This window comes from Mycoplasma sp. (ex Biomphalaria glabrata) (assembly GCF_001484045.1).
GTDB lineage: Bacteria > Bacillota_I > Bacilli_A > Mycoplasmatales.
Genome location: NZ_CP013128.1, coordinates 393,451 through 416,365 on the forward strand (window position 1 = coordinate 393,451; position 22,915 = coordinate 416,365).

Consider the following 22,915-nt stretch of genomic DNA (forward strand, 5'->3'; position numbering starts at 1 on the left):
GTATAATTTAAGACATGAAAATAAAAAATCGTGGGAAAAAAATAGTTTTAGGAACTTTTTTAGTTGGAACGGCGGCATTGTTAACAGCTTGTTCTATTGACAAGACAAATTTCAATTTCAACATTAAGAATATTGATTCTAATCAAATTATAGGAATGGTTCAAAGTGCACTAAATGATCAACAACCATCTAATTCGTTCTTAAAAATTGATAATAACAAAGGTATTAAATGCAACGATATTAGTAACAAAACATTTAACTATATGTGTTCAGAAGGTCATTATGATTACAAGCAAATTAAAGGTATTTATTGAACTAATGACACAACCTCTAATTCAGGACAAGATAGCAAGTATGACTCTATTTATCATTTTGATCAAAAAGTTGATGCAAGTACTTTAGATATGTCATCTAATCAAGAACAAACATCAAACACTTTTAATGGAACACAATTTGACTATACTTCTTTTATTGGAACTCAATCTGGCACAAAAGATTTAAAAAACCCATTTTTTTGAGGATCAACTCTGCAACAAAAATCTACTGTTTCGCCACTTAGATTATTGCTGTGATTTACATTTATCGGTAAAGATGATAAATTCCACTATATTGCTGCTATGACTTCTTTTCACTATAATACTATCGACAAAGATAAGAACGAAGGATTAATTCAATTATCATTTGATTTTTTTCCAGCAACTTAATTTAGTTTATTTTTGAAAAATAATATAATGTAAATGTAATTATAAATACACACATATATAGAAAGGGGTTTATATGCCAAAAACAATATACACAGCCGGAACTAATCCGGGTAAAGGCACTTATCAATGTATAGCATGTCCTTACATCGTTGAATTAGAAGATGGAGAACCACTAGAAATTTGTCCAATTTGTGGTGTTCCAGAATACATTAAAATAGCTTAGTGCTTCCGATTAATATAAACACAGAGTGAAAATATTTTTTAGAAGAAGAAACCAATAAGGAATATTTTCAAAAAATAATATTATTTCTCGATTGTGAATACAAAAATAAGAAAATTTACCCTAAAAAGGAAGATATTTTTAGGGCTTTTTCTTTTTTTAACCCATTGGAATTAAAAGTTGTGATAATCGGACAGGACCCATATCCTTCAGAACATGCAGATGGATTAGCTTTTAGTTCACAAATTAGCAATAAAACCCCAGCGTCATTGCGAAATATTAATAGGGAAATATTTTCTCAATTTAAAAAAGAGAGAAAAAATAATAATTTAATTGATCTTGCAGAACAAGGAATTTTGTTGATAAATTCTAGATTAACGGTTGAGGAAAAAATACCACTTTCGCATAAAAATATCGGATGAGAAAAATTTTTAGAAAATTTATTAATATATATAAATTCTTTTAACAGTAATATTGTTTTTTTGCTTTGAGGAACTGAAAGTATAAAATGTAAGAAATATTTAAGTAATTCTAAATTTTTAATTTTAGAATCACCTCATCCTAGCCCATTAAGTTGTTATCGTGGCTTTTTTGGAAATAATCATTTTCAAATAACTAATAATTATTTAAAATTAAAAAATACAAATGAAATAAGGTGATGAAGTGTTTAGCACAAGAAAAATAACTTATTTAGCTACATTAACAACGGCTAGTGTTGCTATTATTATTGTTCTTTCATCATTGACTCCAATCGCAATTTATCCTGATATTAGAATTTCTTTTGAAGGAGTTCTAATCAAATTAACGGGATATTTATTTGGTCCGATTTTTGGAGTTATCTCGGCTTCATTAGCTGAATTTTTACTATTATTATTTAGACCAGGAATTGTTCATTGAATTTACACATTAGCAATTATTTTATATGGTTTATTTGGGGGTTTAGCATACTTAATTAAAAATAAAACTAAAAATCCTGTCTTATGTTCAGCTTTGTTTAATTCAACTATGTCTATTGGGATAATATTTTTTGCAATTCTATCTATGTCACATATTATTAGTATAATAAACACCGATTCAATAGAATTTTTTAGTTTATTTCATGTTCCAACATTATTGTTGTGAATATTTATGCTTATCGTTGGTGTTGGTATTATCGCATATTCAGTTTGATCATTAATATACTCAAAAATTACTAAAAAAGAAACGACTATTTCGATATTAAATAATGTCGGACCAATTATCTTTCTATGTATTTTAACCGAGATTCAGTCTGTATTACTTGTAAGTTACGGAAATAGTATTGCTTTAACGCAAAAATCATCATATATAAGTTGATTAACATTATCTTTAGCTGAGATGCCTATTAGAATTATTTTCAACGTTATTATTATTTTCTCAGGATGAAAAATATTGAGTCCACTAATAAAAATTGAAAGATCTTCTGCAGAAAAACATTTAAAACATCAATCATCTCATAAGAGAAAAAAGGTTATCTTTTTAAAATGGAAAAAAAAGTCATAAATAGTTCGTTAGTCGAAAATTATTTATATAGTTTAAAACCTAATACCGCCGATTTATTACACCAAAAAATGATTGATTGCTTAAAGAAGATGCAATTATTTGATAAATGCAATCTAATAAAAAAAATTATTGTTGCCGGAACTAATGGAAAAGGATCGACAACAATCATTCTATCGAAAGTTTTGAATGAAAAATTTAAAAAAGTCGGTACTTTTATTAGTCCACATTTAATGTCTATAACAGAAAGAATTTCAATAAACGGGAAAGACATCGATTATAATGATTTTGCAAGAATTTTTCATTCCAATAAAGAAAATATTGAAAAAAATGAATTTTGTTTTTTTGAAGCTATTTTTTTAATTGCCATTGTGTATTTTATGGAACAAGATTGTGATTACTTGGTATTAGAAGCCGGCATTGGAGCAATGTATGATGTTGTATCTATATTTAATAGCGAATACGGTATCGTTACTTCAATTAGTAAAGACCATTGTGATATTTTAGGTAATACAATAATGGAAATTGCTCGAAACAAAGCGCATGTGTTTAATATAGCGAAAGTCGGATTATACAATTCAGTTCCAAAAAGAATTTCAGAATATTGAAATAAAGAATTTTCGCAATTGGTGAATTTATCCGGATTATATGAATTTAAAAATCACGAATTAATATTTCAAAATAAAAAATATTATCTAAATAATAGCAATTTTTCTTATTGTGAAAATTTTTGCTTTGGATTGTATATTGCAGAACTTGAAAATATAGTTTTGGATTATGATTTTTTTAAAGATTTTAAAATTCCTGGAAGATTTGAGTATTTAAATGAAAATATTATAATTGACGTTTCGCATAATCCAGAAGCAATTAATCATCTAATAAAAAATATTAAGAAAATTTATAATAAAACATACAATATAGAGTTATTTTTTTGTTGCATGAAAGATAAAAAGCCAAATTTATTAGTTAAAAAAATTTTGCAAAAATTTAACACCAACCAATTACACATAACATCAATAGATTATTACAGATCTGCTAAAAAACATGACTACAATAAAAATTACCAAGATTTATTTATTGATAATTACCAAAAATATTTATTAGAAAATGATTTTTCTAGAAAAATATTGATTTTTTTTGGAAGTTTTTATTTTGTCTCGGAAATAAAATTTCTATATGAAGAAAATCGATTGCTAAAGTAAAATTTAATTATTATCCGGTTTTAAGAGAGGAAATATGAATTTATATGTAGTGTTTGCGATTGTTGGGATTATATTTCTCTTCATTATTTCTTTTTGTTTGGAATTTTTCATAGCATACAAAAGTATTACTTTGAAAAATAGATACCAATTCTACTTAAAAAACACCTTTAAAACATCTAAAATAGCCATTACAGGTATATTTGTGGCAATAGCTGTAATGGCTAATTATTTTGTGATACCAATTGTTCCGCCACAAACAGTTCTCATTACTTTATTCTCAATAACAATTGGATTTGTAGGGATATTGTATGGACCGCTTTTAGGAACATTAACAGGTTTACTTGAAGATGTTTTACATTACTTGTTTAATTCAACCGGATTTAGTTATTATCCAGGTTTTACTTTTTCAGCTTGTTTACATGGTTTTTTTGCAGGACTATTTGTTTTAATTTTTAGATATATAATTGGTCGAAGAAAAACGTTGGTTATTTCTATGATTTCTATGTTAGTGATGCAAATATTAATGGTATTCAGTATTTTGTTAATTTATAGTGATTTTTCTATTTCTAGATCTTTTGAAAATATAGATAAGAAGTTTAACGGTAGTGGTTTAGTTTTCTTAATACTATATTTTACGATTCCTAATTTTGTCATGATTATTTCGTTCTTAATGCCAATTGTTAAACCTAAAAAATTTGAACATTTAAATGTTTATTACATGATCATTTTGTATGTTTTATTTGATCAATTTTTAATTTCGATGGTATTTGATAATTTATGAGTTCATGACCTATACGGGGTACCGATTGAACCATTAATAGCTTTAAAATCATTCTTATTGCCAATGTATGTTGTAATTAAATTTACCTTAACATATTTTCCTATTATAGCCATTTACAATTTATGACCAAATGATACATTTATTGGACTTTTGTTTAATAACAATAACAGCAATAAATGTGTAGAAAATAGTAAAATTAAGGAAATAAGCAAAAATCAGTATGAAAATTTTCAATAATTTAACAAAACAACTAGAAGAGTTTAAAACCATTAACCATAATCAAGTATTGATGTATGTTTGTGGTCCTACAACTTACGATTATATTCATATAGGAAATGCAAGATGTTTTTTAACTTTCGACATAATTTACAGATATTTAGAATTTAGCGGATATGAGGTTTTATATTTGCAAAATATTACAGATATCGATGATAAAATAATAAACCGTGCTATAAAAAATAAAAAAGAAGAACTAGAATTATCAAATTTTTTTTATCAGGAATTTATAAAAGATTGCGAAAATTTAAACATCAAGAAACCATGAAAAACCATTAAAGTTAGTGATGAAATAAATGCTATTAAAGAATTTATCAATAAATTAATTTCAAATAATAGCGCTTATATTTCAGATAGTAATGTTTATTTTGATACTTCGAAAATTCAAAATTATGGAGTTCTTTCAAAAAGAATACTAGAAGAAAATTTGGAAAATTCGCGCGAAATTATTCAATCAAAAAAACACAATGCAAGTGATTTCATACTTTGAAAACAAACTAACGAAGGAGTTAATTGAGATTTTAACGGAATTCAAGGAAGACCTGGATGACATACTGAATGTGTTACATTAATTAAAAAATATTTGGGACCTAGAATTGATATTCATGGTGGCGGAATAGATTTAACATTCCCGCATCACGAAAACGAAATCGCTCAATCTTGTGCGCTAGGAGATGATTTTTTAGCGAACTATTGAATACACAACGGACAATTATCACTAAATAATGAAAAAATGTCAAAATCATTGGGTAACATTATTAGTGTTCATGAATTTAATAATAAATATGATGATAATCTTTTAAGATGAATTTTTATGCAAAAACGTTATGCTCAACCTCTTGAAATAAGTGATAGTGTTATCGAGGAATCAAATAAACAACTTCACAAAATTTATGATGCTATTGAAAAGTCATTAATTAATTACATCAATACATCACAGTCTAATGAGTTATTTATGAGAAAATTTAGTGAACAAATGGATAATAATTTCAACACTGCAAATGTTGTAACTATTTTGCTAGAAATAGTTAAAAAAATAAACATTTTGACACGTGACAAAAATGTTAATAAAAACGAAATTTCTGTTCTACTAAACACATTTTTCAAAATTTTTAGTGTATTAGGTTTTAAAATGAAACAAAATTGAAACAAAATTGAAATTAATTAGGGGGATATTATTACAAAATTAATATATGGCAAACAACAAGTACTAAGCGCAATTAAGAGTGGAAAAAAAATTGACAAAGTTTATTGCACACCAAAGTCTTTTGATATGATCGATATTTTTAATCAAAATAAGATTATTTATAAATTAAGACCAAGTGATGAAATTACCAAAATTGCTGGCAATAATAATCACCAAAACGTAGTTGCATTAGTTTACATGGAAGAGCCGTTAACATTAGAACAATTTTTACTAAAATCATCATCAAAAGAAAAACAATTAATTGTGATTTTGGATAAGATACAAGACCCTCACAACTTTGGATCAATATTAAGGTCATGCGAAATATATAAAACTGATGCTGTTATTTTTGGAACTCATGAACAAGCCCCAATAACCCCAGTTGTAACTAAAACTTCTGCTGGAGCATTAAATTATTTAGATGTTGTTCAAGTTGGAAATATTTCTCAGGCGATTGAAAAATTAAAACAAGCTGGTTTTTGAATTTATGCAACTGGATTTTCCGAAAGAGCTGTTCCATTATCTGCAATAGATTTATCTGATAAAATGGCACTTGTCTTAGGCAATGAAGGTGACGGAGTTTCTAAGAATATTTTTAAAAATTCAGATTTTCAAGTAAAGATAGAAATGCTTGGTAATACAGAAAGTTTAAATGTTAGCGTCTCTTGCGGTGTTTGTCTATATTTCATTAGATATTTACAAAAATTTCACTACTAGAGGAGAATATGGAAATTAAAACATTAGAAATAATAACAAGTCAAAGTGACGAGTTTTTGGCATTGGTGTATAAAGATACATCACAAGAATCAATTATTTTTCAATTAATGGAAAAATATAACGATAGGTTTAATATTTTAATAAAACAATTGCTTAGAAAATATTCATCTATTGCACTATATGAGGAAGATTTTTACTTTAATAAGTACATTGCTGTTAAGAAATCATTAGATTGCTATAATCCAGAAAGCAATTATCAGTTTGTTCAATTTCTAATAAGAACATTTAAATGTCTTATTAGTGATTACGCAAGAAAATTTACACGTAATAAGCATGTTGCTTTAAATTATGCCATCAGAAACGGGATAGAGGATTATCACATCGAAATTGCTGAAAGTAATGATGTTGAATTTGATATTTATCAAAAAAATTTAGTTAGAAACGTTATAAATGGTAAGGAAAAATTAACTTCTATCGAAAAATCAATTTTATTGATGAGAGTTAGAGGATATACGCCAGAAGAAATTTCTTACGAAATGAGCATGCCTATTAAGGCTGTTCATAATGCCTATTATCGGGCCGTTACAAAATTAAAACAGAATTATAAATATATTTCTAATTAATTAGTATTACAATTACATTTTTGATACTATGATAGTAGTACTTAGGTACTATTTTTTATTTAGGAGCATATGAAAAAAAAACAATATATATTGATTTGCACCGTTTGTCATAGTCGAAATTATCAAACACATACAAATCTTAAATCTGATGTTGTTAATAAGTATTGCAAGAAATGTGAAGCACATACTCCGCATAAAATTTCGAGGTAGTAATGGAAAAAATGGATAAAAAAACTCTCCATAATCAGAGAAAAATCGAAAAAAGAGAAAACGCACTTAAAAAATGAAAAGCAAGAATTATAGAGCAAGAAAAAACTCCCGAATTAAAGGCTTATTTTTTTAAGTTAACTCCAGAGGAATTAGAAAAATACTTAAGAGAAGATGCGAAGAATCGACGTTCTGAAAAACGTTTATCATCAGCCGAATTTTATAAAAATAATTCTATTGATAAAGGTGTATATAATAACTTAAAACCCGATTCGATATCGAAAGTTAAATATAAAAGATACATGAATAATAAATCATGATCATTTCATTACTTTTGAGGTGTGGGTAAAGAGCGAAGAAGAATTCGTTGAGAGTCAAAGGAAAATTTGAAAACTGACACAATTCAAACATTAGTATTTATTGTTATTTTTGCAGCAATCTTTGCTGTAGTAGATTTATTTATTACAATGTTAAGATACTTTCATGTAATTCAAAAATAGATTTAATGGATAGAGATAGAGGAAGAAAATGAGTAATAATTTAAAGTGATATATCATCATAACTTATAATGGACATGAAGATAAAGTTAAAGAAGCAATCTTATCAATGGCTAAAACGTTGAATTGAGAAGATGATATAGTAGATTTAAAAATAGTAAAAAGAACTGAAATAAATTCAAAAACAAAGAAAGAACGCGAAAAAAACGTTTATCCTGGTTATGTTTTTATTAAGGCGAATATGACAAATGATGTCTGATTTAAAATTAGAAATACATCAGGAGTTACAGGATTTGTCGGGTCATCAGGAAAAGGAACAAAACCCTTTCCGTTGTCAGATGAAGATGCTGAAAGAATGATTAAACAATCTGTTGAACTAAAAAATAATAAACAAATTGTAATTAACTTTGCAATTGGAGATCATGTAACAATAACAAGCGAAAAAGATGGTTCTGAGGGTATTGTAAAATCAATTGATTATGCAAGACACACAGCAATAATCGAAACAGAAATGTTTGGTCGATTAATGCCAATTGAAGCTGATTTTCAAAATATTAAAAAGCGATAGTAATATTGCTTTTTTTTTATAGAAATGATATTCTATATAGGCACAATTTGTGTATATCTGTAGGAGACTATAAAAAGTCAGTTACTACTCAAAGAACCAAGGAGGTTTCTCGTGGCAAAGAAAGTTACACGTATCGGTAAAATTCAGATAGAAGGTGGAGCAGCAAAACCTGGAGCTGCATTGGCATCATTTGGAATTAATATGCCTCAATTTTGTAATGCTTTTAATGAAGCAACAAAAAATCGTAAAGGTGAACAAGTGCCTGTTATTATTACGGCTTATAATGATAAATCATTTGATTTTGTTATTAAAAAAGCGCCTTTAACTTCTTATTTATTAAAAGCAGTTAATGCTAAAAAAGGTTCAGCAAAACCAAATTCAGTAAAAATTGGAAAAATTAACGTTGAAACTTTAACTAAAATTGCAGAAGAAAAAATGGAGGATTTCAATACAACTTCCCTTAATTCCGCAATTAACACAGTAGCTGGAGCTGCAAAAAGTTTAGGGATCGAAATTGAAGGAAATTTACCTTCAAATAACGATAAAGAAATGCATTTAAAATTTAAAAAGGAGCAAAATTAATATGAAAAAATATAATTCGGCTACTGCTAAAGTGGAAAAAACAAAATTATATAATTTATTAGATGCTATCAAATTAGCTAAGGATACAAGTTTTACAAAATTTGATGGAACTATTAATATTGCATTAAATTTAAATTTAGATACTAAACAAGCTAACCAACAATTAAGAGGTTCAATTTCTTTACCAAACGGTATTGGAAAAACTAAAAAAATTGCAGTTATTACAACAACAAAAATTGCAGATGCTGAAAAAGCAGGCGCTGATTTTGTTGGTTCAAAAGACTTATTAGAAAAAATTAAAAATGAAAATTGATTTGGTTTTGATGTTTTATTAGCTACTCCAGAAATGATGGCAGAAATCGGTAAATTAGGAAAAATTTTAGGACCTAAAGGTTTAATGCCTAATCCAAAAGATGGAACAGTTACTATGGATGTTGCTAAAGCGATTGATGAAATTAAAAAAGGAAAAGCTTCTTTTAGAACGGATAAAGATGGTAACATCCATTCAATAATCGGTCTAGTATCATTTAGCGATGAAAAATTATTAGAAAACTTAGAAACATTTGTAAATTCAATTAAAAGATTAAGACCATCAGTTGTTAAAGGAAAATTTATTAAAAGTGCAACTTTATCAGCAACAATGGGTCCTGGTATTAGATTACAAGTTTCGGATAATTAATAATAATCAACTAATTTGCAGTTTGAAAAAATTGTGATATAATCATTAGTGCTTTTTGCCTAAGATAGTAACAGGGAAACCTTAATATTTGTTACCGAGGTGTTCTTAGCTTAAAGTAAGAAAGAGGTATTATGAAAAAGAATCTCTTGAACAAAAACGCTAAAGTTGAAGAAATTCTATCTAAACTAGAAGCATCGAAATCACTTGTTGTTTTCGATTACAAAGGTTTAGATGTGGCAACTTTAGAATCTTTAAGAAACATCTTAAGATTAAAGGGATCAGAACTAAAAGTTTACAAGAACACTCTTGCAAAAATAGGTTTGTCTAAATTAGTTAAAACAGATGGTTTTGATAAGTCATTAACAGGGCAAAGCATTTTCATGTTTAATTATGACGATGCTTTCGCTCCAATTAAAGAATTAAAAAAATTCCTAGCTGGAAAAGAAATTAAATTAGATGTAATTAAAGCTGGTGTTTTAGAAAAAAAATTCATCAACAAAAAAGAAGTACTTGAGTTAGCAAATATTCCAGGTTTTGAAGGATTAGTAAGTATGTTCTTATCATGCTTACAAGCTCCAATGAGAAACTTGGCTTACTCACTAGATCAAGTTGCTAAAAGTAAAGAATTAAATTAAGGAGTCAAAAATGCAAAAATTACAAATTATTGAAGCTATTGAAAAAATGTCTGTGCTTGAACTAAACGATTTAGTTAAAGCTATTGAAGAAAAATTCGGTGTTACAGCTGCTGCTCCAACAGCAGTTGCTGGAAATACTGAAGCTGCTGCTGAAGCTAAAGCTCCAACAGAAGTTTCAGTTTTATTAAAAAATGCTGGTACAAATAAAATTGCAGTAATTAAAGAAGTATGTACTATTACAGGTCTTGGATTAATGCAAGGAAAACAATTGGTAGACAAATTACCAGCTGCTTTAAAAGAAAAAATTAAACCAGAAGAAGCTGAAGAAATCGCAAAAAGATTAAAAGATTTAGGCGCAGAAGTAGAAGTTAAGTAATTAACTTTAATTTTTAAATTAAAAAAACAAGGATCGACTTGTCTTTCCTTGTTTTTAGTATTTATGGAAAACTCAATAAGGAGTTCAGGAGGCAAAATGACTTATCAAGTAAAGAAGTTCGGACATTATAGAAAAAGAAGATACTATAGTAAGATTGATAGATATATTGAATTACCGAATCTAATTGAAATTCAAACAAAAAGTTATAAAAAATTTTTTGATGAAGGTTTTGAAGAAGTCTTTAACGAGATTTTCCCGATTGTAAGTAATAATCGCGAAATGGTTTTAAAATTTAATGGTTTAAAATTCGGAAAACCTAAATTTAAGACTATCCAAGAAGCAAAAGAAAAAGGTAAAAATTACGAAGCTCCATTAGAAATTGATATAGAACTAGAATACACAGACGGAACAAAAAAGAGTCAACACGTTAAAAGTTTGTATTTTGGAGAATATCCAATTATGACAAGTAAAGGAACTTTCATTATTAATGGAAGTGAAAAAGTTGTTATTGCTCAATTAGCTCGTTCTCAAGGTGCATTTTTTAAAAATTCAATTGATGAGTTTACAGGTAAAAACTTATCATCTGCAATGATTATTCCTTTAAGAGGAACATGAATTGAAATTGAAAATGATTCAAATGATTTAGTTCATGTAAGAATTGACAAAAATAGAAAATTGAATGTCGTTACCTTCTTATATAGTTTTGGTATTCCGCAAGAAGTATTAGATCTTTTATTTGGAAATAGTCCTTTATATACAAAGTCATTAACTCAAAATATTGCAACAGATTGAATTGAAGCCTCACGTGAAGTTTTTAAGAAAATTAAACAAGGTGATCCAATCTCTAATGAAGGTGCAAAACAAATTATGGGATCATTATTTTTTGATCCTAAAAAGTATGATTTATCAAACCCTGGTCGTTATAAAATTAATAAAAAATTAAGCATAGCAACTCGTGCTTTAGGTTTTTATTCAGCTAGAGATTTAACTGATGCTAAGGGTAATGTAGTAATTAAAGCTCAAGAGCAATTTACGCATGATAATTTACCAATTTTATCAAAATTAATTGATGATAATATGTTAAATTTTGAATTTAAAACTATTAATTTTGGAAGTGTGAAATTGGATCTTTTAGAAATTATCAAGGATATTGAATTTCCAAATGAAACGTTGAAATTAATTGCTCCAAAAAGAACAAAAGAACACAATGTTATTCAAATAAGTGACATTTTAGCAACATTTAATTATTTTTTAAATCTATTTTCTGGAATTGAAACTTACGATGATATTGATGATTTAGCAAATAGAAGAGTTAGAACGATTTACGAATTACTACAAAATCAAGTTCGCATCGGTTTGACAAGAATTGAAAAAAATGTTCTTGAATTAATGAATACAACTTCAGATAAAAAAGCAACTATTAAAAATTTAATCAATAGTAAACCATTATTAGCTGTGATTAAAGAGTTTTTTAATACATCTCAATTATGTCAATTTATGGATCAAACAAATTTACTTAGTGAATTAACTAATAAACGTCGTTTAACAGCTCTTGGACCTAATGGATTAAGTCGTGACCGTGCAGGGGTAGAGGTTCGTGACGTTCATAATAGTCATTATGGTAGAGTTTGTCCTATCGAAACTCCTGAGGGACCAAATATCGGGTTGATTAATAATTTAAGTACATATGCTAAAATCAACGAATTAGGATTTATTGAAACTCCTTATTTAAAAGTCGTGAATGGAAAAGTAACTAACGAAATAGAACATTTGATGGCAGATGAGGAGAATAATCACTATATTGGTCAAGCTAATATTAAATTAAATAAAAATAACGAAATTGTTGATAAAGAAGTTATTGCTCGTTTAAACGGAGAAATTACATTAATTGAAGCGAATAAATTATCATATGTTGATGTTTCTGCAAAACAATTAATTTCAATTGCTACTTCATGTATTCCATTTATTGAAAATGATGATGCTAACCGTGCTCTGATGGGTGCGAACATGCAACGTCAAGCTATTCCACTATTAAGACCTGAAGCACCATTAGTTGGAACGGGTGTTGAATACGCCATCGCAAGAGATAGTGGTTTATCTATTTTAAATAGAGAAGATGGAGTAGTTAAATTTGTTGATGGAACAAAAATTATTGTTGAAAGTGATAAAGATAAAAAACAAATTCGCTATGATTTAATTTCATTTGAACGTAGTAATCAGGGAACATGCTTAACACAAATTCCGCTTGTAAAAGAGGGTCAAAGAGTAGAAAAAGATCAACTATTAACGGATGGTCCTTCAATGGAAAAAGGTGAACTAGCTCTTGGTCAAAACGTTTTAGTCGGTTTTACTACTTGAAATGGATATAACTATGAAGATGCCATTATTATTTCTGAACGTTTAGTAAAAGACGATGTATACACTTCTTTACATATTGAAGAATACACAATTGAATGTTGCGAAACTAAACTTGGTGAAGAAGAAATTACTAGGGATATTCCTAACGTATCCGAAAATTCTAAAAAGTATTTAGATGAGGATGGAATTGTTCTTGTTGGAACTGAAGTTAAAGAAGGAGATATTCTTGTTGGAAAAGTTACTCCAAAAGGACAAGTTGAAGCTTTAGCTGAAGAAAAAATTTTATATTCATTATTTGCTGATAAATCAAGAAGTGTGAAAGACTCTTCGTTAAGAGTACCAATCGGTGGAGCCGGAATTGTTCAATCAATCAAAATCCTTTCAAAGAAAGATGGAGATGAACTTAATAATGAAGTTTTAAAAGTAATTAAAGTTTACATTGTTCAAAAAAGAAAAATTCAAGAGGGTGACAAAATTGCTGGACGTCACGGAAACAAAGGAGTTATTTCAAAAATTTTACCTGTCGAGGATATGCCTTATTTAGCAGACGGAACGCCACTTGACTTAATGTTAAATCCACTAGGAGTTCCATCTCGTATGAACATTGGTCAAATTTTGGAATTACACTTGGGATTGGCAGCTAAGAAATTAAATATTCATGTAGCAACACCAGTTTTCGAAGGAATGTCAATTGAAGAACTTTCAACTGTAATGCAAGAAGCCAATATCCCAGAAGATGGAAAATTCGAAATCTTTGACGGGAAAACAGGTGAAAAATTTGATCAAAAAATTTCAGTTGGTTATATGTATATGCTAAAACTTTCACACATGGTTGAAGATAAAATTCACTCAAGAAATATCGGTCCTTATTCATTGATTACACAACAACCTCTTGGAGGAAAAGCACAAAATGGTGGGCAAAGATTTGGAGAAATGGAAGTTTGGGCACTTGAAGCATATGGGGCAGCTCATTTACTACAAGAGTTATTAACAATTAAATCAGATGATATTAAAGGTAGAACAAAAACTTACGAATCTATTGTTTGAAAAGAAAAAATTCCAAAACCTTCAACACCTGAATCATTCCTGGTTTTAACTAGAGAATTAAAAGCACTAGGTATTGATGTCAAAATTGATCGTAATATAACAGATGATATTAATTATGACAAAAGTGATTATCTAGAAGATGTACAATTTGGAGAAGAAGGAGAAAGATCATATGAATAATAAAATGAAAACTCATAAGGATATAAATTATATCTCCTTAGGATTAGCATCACCAGAAAAAATCATTGAATGATCTCATGGTGAAGTTACTAAATCCGAAACGATAAACTATAAAACACAAAAACCAGAACCGGATGGTTTGTTTTGTGAAAAAATATTTGGTCCAGTAAAAGATTACGAATGTGCTTGTGGAAAATATAAAAAAGTACGTAACAAAGGAAAAGTTTGTGAACGCTGTGAAGTGGAAGTTACTGAATCAATTGTTCGTCGTGAAAGATTTGGACACATCAATTTAGCTGCTCCAGTTACTCATATTTGAATGTTAAAAACTTCTCCAAGTAAATTGGGGCAAGTTTTAGCTTTGAAGACTAAAGATATTGAAGAAGTTGTTTATTTTATTTCATATATCGTCATTAATGAAGGTGGACATGAAGGAAAACCTAAATCTGGATTGAAACACAAAGATATATTAGATCAAAACCAAGGTCGTGAAAAATTAATCAATTCTTTGAGAACGATTTTAAAACAAGGAAATATTTCAGATAACGATATAGATTTAATCAATGTTTACTTAGGAGATTTAGCAAACCGTGAATTACCATATAATTTTGAAGAAATTATTAAATTAATTGAAAGAATTACGGGTGCAAAATTTGGGGTAGGAGCTGAGGCAATTAGAGAATTGCTAGAAAATATCGATATCACAATAGAAATTAAAAATCTACGTAACCAAATTTCTAAAAATATTGGTGATATTTCTAAAAATACAAAAAGATTGGGAGTTTTAGAAGCATTTCATGATAGTCAAAATAAACTTGAATGAATGATCTTAACTACATTACCAGTTTTACCGCCAAACTTGCGCCCAATTATTCAATTGGATGGAGGAAGATTTACATCTAGCGATATTAATGATTTGTATAGAAGAATTATCATTAGAAATGAAAGATTGCAAAAATTAATCGATGTTGAAGCACCGAAAATTGTTATTAATAACGAGAAAAGAATGCTCCAAGAAGCAGTAGATGCCTTATTAGATAACGAAAGAAAGCAAAAACCATTTGTAAGTAAAGACAAACGTCCTTTAAAATCACTAAGTGAAATTTTAAAAGGAAAACAAGGTCGTTTTCGTCAGAATCTATTAGGAAAAAGAGTTGACTATTCAGGTAGAAGTGTAATTATCGTTGGACCTGAATTAAAAATGCATGAATGTGGTCTACCTCGTGAAATCGCTTTAAATCTTTATAAACCATTTATTATTAGTGAATTGATCAGAAAAAATCAAGATACTAAAATGAATATCAAATCAGCTGAAAGACGTATTCAAGATAAAACAGATGAAGTTTGAGAAATTCTTGAGGAAGTGGTTAAATCACGTCCAGTTTTATTAAATCGTGCTCCAACTCTTCATAGATTAGGAATTCAAGCTTTTGAACCAGTTATTATCAAATCAAAAGCTATTAGATTACACCCTCTAGTGACACCGGCCTTCAATGCCGATTTCGATGGAGACCAAATGGCTGTTCATTTACCTCTTTCAGATGAAGCGATAGCTGAAGCAAGAGCTTTACTGATAGGTTCAAAAAACATTCTTGGTCTAAAAGATGGAAAACCAATTGTAACACCCACTCAGGATATTGTTTTAGGAATTTACAATTTATGTCGTGAACAATTACAAAAAGATGAAGATATTAATATTTTTTACCAAAAAGACGATGTAATTTCTGCATACGAACAAAACCATATTTCATTGCATGATATCATTCTTTTATCAACAAGAGCATATCCTAATAAACCTTTTACAACAAGCCAAAAAGACGGTTTTATCATTACAACAGCTGGAAAAGTAATTTTTAATGATGCTCTTCCAGCAACAATGAGATTTATTAATAGCGGAAACATTCGTCCATCAGCTCAATACATTCGATCAGAGCACATTGTAGTTTTTGGAAAAAATTCTTCAACTGATTTTGTTGGATTAAAAGATATTTCAGAGTTATACAATTATTTAGCTAATGAACGCGAAGCTAAGATTTTTAATAAAAAATCCTTATCACTTTTAATTGTTAATTTATTTAAAGACTTTAAAGGTGAAACAGCATATGTTTTAGATCAAATTAAAAATTTAGGATTTAAATTTTCAACAAAAGCTGGTGTAACAATTTCAGCATTCGACCTATTATTTAAAGATAAAAATGATGATGACATTATTTTTGAATACAAAAAAAATGTCCTTCAAGATTCAGCTAATAAAATCAAACAATATAAATCTATGTATAGCGATGGATTATTGACTGAAGAAGAACGAAAAATTCAAGTAACAACTGAATGAACTGTTGCAAAAAACAAAGTTCAAGACAAAATCGAGGAAATCATTTCTTCAGATAAGTATCGTAATAATCCAATTTTTCAAATGATTGATTCAGGAGCGAGAGGAAACATTTCTAACATGACTCAGTTAGTTGGTATGCGTGGATTGATGAGTAATCCAAAAGGTGAAACAATCGAATTACCAATTAAGTCATCATTCCGCGAAGGTCTAGATGTATCAGAATTCTTTATTTCTACTCATGGTGCTCGTAAAGGAATGGCTGATACAGCCTTAAAAACAGCTGACTCAGGTTATTTGACTCGAAGATTAGTAGATGTTTCTCAAGAAATTATTGTTTCTGTTGAAGATTGTTTTACAAGTAAATCATTTGTTGTTTCAAATATTGTAGACACAAAAACAAATTCATTTATTGTTCCGTTAAAAGATCGTTTAGTTGGTAGATTTATTGCTGAAAATATAACAATAAAAGGTAAAAAAATTATTGAAGCTAACCAATTAATTACAGATGAAATTGCTGATGAAATCGTAGAAGCAAACGTTGAGAGAGTACAAATTCGTTCATTACTAACTTGTGAAGCTGAAGCAGGTGTTTGTCAAAAATGTTATGGAACTCATTTAGCTAACAATGAACTTGTTAAAATTGGCGAAGCTGTAGGTGTTATTGCCGCTCAGTCTATTGGTGAACCAGGAACTCAGTTGACAATGAGAACATTCCATACTGGTGGTGTTGCTGGTGGTAGTGACATTACACAAGGGTTACCAAGAATTAAAGAATTATTCGATGTAACTCAACCTAAAGGAAGAGTTGCCTTAATTTCTAGAGTTGAAGGTAAAGTTACAAAAATAACTGATTTTAATCATGGACAATACGAAATTACTATTGAATACGAAAGACATGATTCAGATGGTAAAAAAGTTAAAGACTATGAAGTTTATAAGTCAAAAATTAATTCAAAATTACGTGTTAAAATGCACGATGTAGTACGAATTGGTCAAAAATTAACTGATGGAAGTATTGATTTACGTGAATTGCTAGAAGTGGCCGATGTAACAGAGGTACAAAAATATATCCTAAAAGAAGTTCAAAGAGTTTACCGTTTACAAGGTATTGAAATTTCAGACAAATATATTGAAATTATTGTTCGTCAAACGTTAAATAAATTGGTTGTTATCATTCCTGGTGATTCAAAATTATTAATAGGTTCACATATAGACGTTAATAAATTCAAAAAAATCAACAAAGAACTACTAATGAATAAAAAACGTCCCATTTTTGCAAAACCAATTATTCTTGGTATCAAAAAAGCTCCGCTTGAAAGTGAATCATTTTTAAGTGCTGCTTCTTTCCAAGACACAACTAGAGTTTTAGCGAACGTAGTTATCGAAGGAAAATCTGATCATTTAGTTGGATTAAAAGAAAATGTTATTATTGGAAATTTAATTCCGGCCGGAACTGGTTTATTAACAAGTGAAGAAATAATTGAACTTGGTAATAAAGCGAAAAGTGAACAGTATTAAAAATAGAGCATCTGCTCTATTTTTTTTGTAAATAAAAAATTTGTTTTTTTAGTAAAAAGTTATACAATATATATGTTTTCATGTATTTTACACACACGAGAATGTGTAAGAAGTTGCATACATAAATAGGAGGAAAAATGCCAACAATCAATCAGTTAGTTAGAAAACCAAGAAAAGATAAAACATCAAAAAGTAAATCACCAGCTTTAAACTTTTCATTAAATACAATTTCAAAGAAAAGAAAAGCTATTGCATCACCACAAAAAAGAGGAGTTTGCGTTCGTGTTGGAACAATGACGCCAAAAAAACCAAACTCAGCGTTAAGAAAATATGCCCGTGTTAGATTATCAAATGGAATGGAAGTAATTGCTTATATTCCGGGTGAAGGTCACAACTTACAGGAGCACTCAATTGTTCTTATTAGAGGTGGACGTGTAAAAGACTTACCAGGGGTTAGATATCACATTATTAGAGGTGCTTTGGATACACAGGGTGTTGAAAAAAGACGTCAAAGTAGATCATTGTACGGAACAAAGCGTCCAAAAGCTGCTGCTGCAAAATAATTTAATCAACGAATAAAAGGAGAATAATATGTCAAGAAAATCATTAAAAATTAAAAAAGAGTAAGTGTAGATCCAATTTACAACTCTAAGTTAATCAGTATGGCGATTAATAAAATTATGTTAGATGGGAAAAAAAGTATTGCACAAAAAATCTTTTATGATGCTTTAAAAATCGTTAAAGAAAAAACAAGCGAAAATCCTGTTGAAGTTTTTGAAAAAGCTTTATCAAACATTTTACCTCAACTAGAGTTAAAAAGTAGAAGAATTGGTGGAGGTAACTATCAAGTTCCTGTTGAAGTTTCAGCAGCTAGAAAAACTACATTAGGTATTAGATGATTAATCAACTATGCAAGATTAAGAAATGATAAAACTATGGAAGAAAAATTAGCTCATGAAATCATTGATGCAGCTAATAATACAGGTGGAGCTGTAAAGAAAAAAGAAGATGTTCATAGAATGGCTGAAGCTAATAGAACGTTCTCTCATTACCGTTTCTAGGATTAAGTATGGCAAGAGAATTTAGTATAGATAAATATCGTAATATCGGTATCATGGCTCACATTGATGCCGGTAAAACAACAACAACTGAAAGAATTTTGTTTCACACAGGAAAAATTTATAAATTAGGTGAAGTTCATGAGGGAGCTGCCCAAATGGACTGAATGGTTCAAGAACAAGAGAGAGGTATCACAATTACTTCTGCTGCTACAACAGCTTTTTGAAAAAACCATAGAATTAATATTATTGATACGCCTGGTCACGTGGACTTTACTGTGGAAGTAGAAAGAAGTTTAAGAGTATTGGACTCAGCGATAGCTGTTTTGGATGCTCAATCCGGAGTTGAACCACAAACTGAAACTGTATGACGTCAAGCTACAACATATCAAGTTCCAAGAGTTGTATTTGTAAATAAAATGGACAAGGTTGGAGCAAACTTTATTGCAGCTGTTGATTCGATTCATAAAAAATTAGGTGGAGATGCACATCCTATTCAATTACCAATCGGTGCTGAAAATGATTTTATCGGAATTATCAATATCGTTGATAAAGAAGCGTATTTCTATGATGGTAAATCAGATGAAAACTATGAAGTTAAATCAATTCCAGCAGAATACGAAGCTCAAGTAGAAGAATATCGTGCAAAATTAATTGAAGCTGTAGCTCATTATGAAGAATCATTAATGGAAGAATATTTTGAAAAAGGTGATGTTGATAATGCTACTTTAAAAACAGCAATTAAAAAAGCCGTGTTAACTTCAAAATTCTTCCCAGTTTTATGTGGTTCAGCTTTTAAAAATAAAGGTGTTAAAGCTTTACTTGATGCAGTCGTTGACTATTTACCAAATCCGATCGAAGTTCCTCCAATGAAAGGTTTTGACGACCATGGTAATGAAGTTAATGTAGAATCTGACGAGAATGGTAAGTTTGCAGCTTTAGCTTTTAAAATTATGACTGACCCATTTGTTGGTAAATTAACTTTCTTCAGAATTTATCGTGGAAAAATAACTTCTGGTTCTGCTGTGATGAACACAACAAAACAAAAAGATGAAAGAATTGGAAGATTATTATTGATGCATGCTAATAAGCGTGAAGAAATTGAAGAAGCGTATGCTGGAGATATTGTTGCTGCAATCGGATTAAAAAACACAACAACAGGAGACACACTTTGTTTAAAAGATAGACATGGTGAAGTAATTCTAGAATCAATGAATTTCCCAGAACCTGTTATCTCATTAGCTCTTGAACCAAAATCAAAAGCAGATCAAACAAAGTTAGGATTTTCATTACAAAAATTAGCTGAAGAAGATCCAACGTTTAGAACATTTATGGATCATGAAACCGGTCAAACAATTATTGCTGGTATGGGAGAGTTACATTTAGAAATTATTGTTGATCGCTTAAAAAGAGAATTTAAAGTGGAAGCTAATGTTGGTAAACCACAAGTTTCATACCGTGAAACATTAACAAAACCAGGAGAATGTGAAGGTAAATACATTAAGCAATCTGGTGGTAAAGGTCAATATGGTCATGTTTGAATAAAAATCGAACCAAACCCACAAAAAGGTTTTGAATTTGTTGATAAAATCGTTGGAGGAAAAGTTCCAAGAGAATACATTAATCCAGTTCGTGATGGTTTTAAAGAAGCACTTGAAAATGGTTTATGCTGAGGTTATCCAATGATTGATGTTAAAGCGACATTATTTGATGGTTCATATCATGATGTTGATTCATCAGAAATGGCCTTTAAAATTGCTGCTTCACTAGCATTGAAAGAAGCTAAAGAAAAATGTAAACCAGTTTTACTTGAACCTATTATGGCGGTTAACGTTATTACGCCAGACGAATATTTCGGAGATGTTGTTGGTAACTTATCATCAAGACGTGGAGAAATTCAAGAAACAGATAAAGACGGAAATGCTAATAAAATTAAGGCATTTGTACCATTAAGTGATATGTTTGGATACGCTACAGATTTAAGATCATTTACTCAAGGTCGTGGAATTTATACAATGCAATTTAGTCATTATCAAGAGACTCCAAAAAATATTGCTGAAAAAATTCAAAAAGGAAAATAATATGCCTAAAAAACTAAAACAGAAAAATATTAAAACTCTTTTGAAAGAGGAAAATCAAAATATTGATCCAATTATCCCAAAAGAACCAGTTGACCCAAAAACAGTAGAAATTAAATCAACTGACAAAAATTTTTTCATTAGTAGAAGATCAGATTTTTTAAAGGAAAAGAAAAAAATGAACACTGTGTTCATTGTTATTCTGATCCTTGTAATTTTAGGAACTATCGGCATTATTCTTTATTACTTTTTAAAGTAAGCAAGAATATTGTTTTTTTGAATAAAAAATAATAAAATAAATAAAGTTTTGCAAAAAATTAAGAAAAGAAAGAGGAAATCAAATGGCAAAAGAAAAATTTACTAGAACCAAAACACATTTTAATATTGGTACAATTGGTCACGTTGACCACGGAAAAACAACTTTAACAGCTGCAATTACAACATACTTATCAAAATCAGGTAATGCAAAAGCTAAAGGATATTCAGATATCGACGCTGCTCCAGAAGAAAGAGAACGTGGAATTACAATTAACACAGCTCACGTTGAGTATGAATCTAAAAAAAGACACTACGCACATGTTGACTGTCCAGGACATGCTGATTATGTTAAAAACATGATTACAGGTGCTGCTCAAATGGATGGAGCTATCTTAGTAGTATCGGCTACAGATGGCCCAATGCCACAAACCCGTGAACATATCTTGTTATCAAAACAAGTTGGTGTTCCAAAAATGGTAGTATTTTTAAATAAATGCGACATGGTTGAAGATGAAGAGTTAATTGATTTAGTTGAAATGGAAGTTAGAGAATTATTATCTCAATACGGTTTTGATGGAGACAATACCCCAGTAATCCGCGGATCAGCTTTGGAAGGATTAAATGGAAATCCTGTATGAGAAGCTAAATTGGGTGAATTAATTGAAGCTGCTGACACATATTTAGACGACCCAGCTCGTGAAATGGATAAACCATACTTAGTATCAATTGAAGATGTGTTTACAATTACAGGACGTGGAACAGTTGTTACAGGTAGAGTTGAAAGAGGAGTTTTACCAATCAACGAAGAAGTTGAAATTATTGGTTTAAAACCAACAAAGAAAAGTGTTGTAACTGGTATCGAAATGTTCAATAAATACTTAGACGAAGCTACTGCTGGTGATAATGTTGGATTACTATTAAGAGGAGTTCAAAGATCAGACGTACAAAGAGGACAAGTTATTGCTAAACCAGGTTCAGTTAAAGCTCACACAAAATTTAAAGCTCAAGTATATGCTTTAACTAAAGATGAAGGTGGACGTCATACACCATTCTTCTCAAATTACAGACCTCAATTCTTCTTTAGAACAACTGATGTTACTGGTGTTATAAACTTAAATCAAGGTGTTGAAATGGTTATGCCAGGAGACAATGCGGAATTAAATGTTGAATTAATTGCGCCTGTTGCTATTGAAAAAGGAACAAAGTTCTCAATCCGTGAAGGTGGAAGAACTATTGGTGCTGGTTCAATTACTGAAATTATTGCTTAATTAATTTAAACAATAAATAATAAATAGAAGGTAGTACCTTCTATTTT

The 22,915-nt window shown here is 29.4% G+C and carries 21 protein-coding genes and 2 pseudogenes; all 23 read left to right on the forward strand.

Features of this window, described 5'->3' with window-relative positions; translation table 4 throughout:
* The first annotated feature begins 14 nt into the window (after positions 1-14).
* The 23 genes and pseudogenes from ASO20_RS01720 (at position 15) to tuf (ending at position 22,868) form a co-directional block, all read left to right on the forward strand.
* Positions 15-704, forward strand: coding sequence for a hypothetical protein (locus tag ASO20_RS01720; RefSeq protein ID WP_085056248.1), 690 nt, complete (start codon positions 15-17; stop codon positions 702-704).
* A 73-nt stretch (positions 705-777) separates the two neighbouring features.
* A complete protein-coding gene (locus tag ASO20_RS03040) occupies positions 778-927 on the forward strand; it encodes a hypothetical protein (protein ID WP_157061703.1) in 150 nt (49 codons plus the stop codon).
* Positions 927-1,595: a uracil-DNA glycosylase gene (locus tag ASO20_RS01725; RefSeq protein ID WP_198140215.1), complete on the forward strand. Its 669-nt coding sequence runs from the start codon at positions 927-929 to the stop codon at positions 1,593-1,595. The genes ASO20_RS03040 and ASO20_RS01725 overlap by 1 nt, the downstream gene beginning before the upstream one ends.
* On the forward strand, positions 1,588-2,445 hold the full coding sequence (locus ASO20_RS01730) for a hypothetical protein (protein ID WP_085056250.1): 858 nt from the start codon (positions 1,588-1,590) through the stop codon (positions 2,443-2,445). The genes ASO20_RS01725 and ASO20_RS01730 overlap by 8 nt, the downstream gene beginning before the upstream one ends.
* A complete protein-coding gene (locus ASO20_RS01735; protein WP_085056251.1) occupies positions 2,427-3,644 on the forward strand; it encodes a Mur ligase family protein in 1,218 nt (405 codons plus the stop codon). Before ASO20_RS01730 ends, ASO20_RS01735 begins: the two co-directional genes overlap by 19 nt.
* A gap of 34 nt (positions 3,645-3,678) precedes the next feature.
* Positions 3,679-4,662, forward strand: coding sequence for an ECF transporter S component (locus ASO20_RS01740; RefSeq protein ID WP_085056252.1), 984 nt, complete (start codon positions 3,679-3,681; stop codon positions 4,660-4,662).
* Positions 4,646-5,869: a cysteine--tRNA ligase gene (gene cysS / locus ASO20_RS01745; protein ID WP_085056253.1), complete on the forward strand. Its 1,224-nt coding sequence runs from the start codon at positions 4,646-4,648 to the stop codon at positions 5,867-5,869. The genes ASO20_RS01740 and cysS overlap by 17 nt, the downstream gene beginning before the upstream one ends.
* A gap of 21 nt (positions 5,870-5,890) precedes the next feature.
* Positions 5,891-6,604 (forward strand): 23S rRNA (guanosine(2251)-2'-O)-methyltransferase RlmB, encoded by a 714-nt coding sequence (gene rlmB, locus ASO20_RS01750; protein WP_257720220.1) that lies wholly within the window; start codon positions 5,891-5,893, stop codon positions 6,602-6,604.
* A gap of 8 nt (positions 6,605-6,612) precedes the next feature.
* Complete coding sequence (locus ASO20_RS01755) at positions 6,613-7,227, forward strand: sigma-70 family RNA polymerase sigma factor (RefSeq protein WP_085056255.1); 615 nt, start codon at positions 6,613-6,615, stop codon at positions 7,225-7,227.
* Positions 7,228-7,296: 69 nt separating this feature from the next.
* On the forward strand, positions 7,297-7,437 hold the full coding sequence (locus ASO20_RS01760; RefSeq protein WP_085056256.1) for a 50S ribosomal protein L33: 141 nt from the start codon (positions 7,297-7,299) through the stop codon (positions 7,435-7,437).
* Between the two features lie 2 nt (positions 7,438-7,439).
* Positions 7,440-7,934 (forward strand): preprotein translocase subunit SecE, encoded by a 495-nt coding sequence (gene secE, locus ASO20_RS01765; RefSeq protein ID WP_085056257.1) that lies wholly within the window; start codon positions 7,440-7,442, stop codon positions 7,932-7,934.
* 28 nt (positions 7,935-7,962) lie between these two features.
* On the forward strand, positions 7,963-8,499 hold the full coding sequence (nusG, locus tag ASO20_RS01770) for a transcription termination/antitermination protein NusG (RefSeq protein ID WP_085056258.1): 537 nt from the start codon (positions 7,963-7,965) through the stop codon (positions 8,497-8,499).
* A gap of 111 nt (positions 8,500-8,610) precedes the next feature.
* Positions 8,611-9,081, forward strand: a complete 471-nt coding sequence (gene rplK / locus ASO20_RS01775) for a 50S ribosomal protein L11 (protein ID WP_085056259.1) — start codon at positions 8,611-8,613, stop codon at positions 9,079-9,081.
* A 1-nt stretch (position 9,082) separates the two neighbouring features.
* Entirely contained in the window at positions 9,083-9,760 is a 678-nt protein-coding gene (gene rplA / locus ASO20_RS01780) for a 50S ribosomal protein L1 (RefSeq protein WP_085056260.1), read from the forward strand.
* Between the two features lie 131 nt (positions 9,761-9,891).
* Positions 9,892-10,395, forward strand: coding sequence for a 50S ribosomal protein L10 (gene rplJ / locus ASO20_RS01785; protein WP_085056261.1), 504 nt, complete (start codon positions 9,892-9,894; stop codon positions 10,393-10,395).
* A gap of 10 nt (positions 10,396-10,405) precedes the next feature.
* On the forward strand, positions 10,406-10,771 hold the full coding sequence (gene rplL / locus ASO20_RS01790) for a 50S ribosomal protein L7/L12 (protein WP_085056262.1): 366 nt from the start codon (positions 10,406-10,408) through the stop codon (positions 10,769-10,771).
* A gap of 189 nt (positions 10,772-10,960) precedes the next feature.
* Positions 10,961-14,308: pseudogene (gene rpoB / locus ASO20_RS01795) on the forward strand (DNA-directed RNA polymerase subunit beta); the annotation flags it as partial.
* 52 nt (positions 14,309-14,360) lie between these two features.
* Entirely contained in the window at positions 14,361-18,206 is a 3,846-nt protein-coding gene (gene rpoC / locus ASO20_RS01800; protein WP_085056497.1) for a DNA-directed RNA polymerase subunit beta', read from the forward strand.
* A gap of 137 nt (positions 18,207-18,343) precedes the next feature.
* Positions 18,344-18,769: a 30S ribosomal protein S12 gene (rpsL, locus tag ASO20_RS01805; protein WP_085056264.1), complete on the forward strand. Its 426-nt coding sequence runs from the start codon at positions 18,344-18,346 to the stop codon at positions 18,767-18,769.
* Between the two features lie 60 nt (positions 18,770-18,829).
* Positions 18,830-19,267, forward strand: a pseudogene (gene rpsG / locus ASO20_RS01810) (30S ribosomal protein S7); the annotation flags it as partial.
* 8 nt (positions 19,268-19,275) lie between these two features.
* Entirely contained in the window at positions 19,276-21,345 is a 2,070-nt protein-coding gene (fusA, locus tag ASO20_RS01815) for an elongation factor G (protein ID WP_085056266.1), read from the forward strand.
* Position 21,346: 1 nt separating this feature from the next.
* Positions 21,347-21,601, forward strand: a complete 255-nt coding sequence (locus tag ASO20_RS01820) for a hypothetical protein (RefSeq protein WP_085056267.1) — start codon at positions 21,347-21,349, stop codon at positions 21,599-21,601.
* A gap of 82 nt (positions 21,602-21,683) precedes the next feature.
* On the forward strand, positions 21,684-22,868 hold the full coding sequence (gene tuf / locus ASO20_RS01825; RefSeq protein ID WP_085056268.1) for an elongation factor Tu: 1,185 nt from the start codon (positions 21,684-21,686) through the stop codon (positions 22,866-22,868).
* The last annotated feature ends 47 nt before the right edge of the window (positions 22,869-22,915 follow it).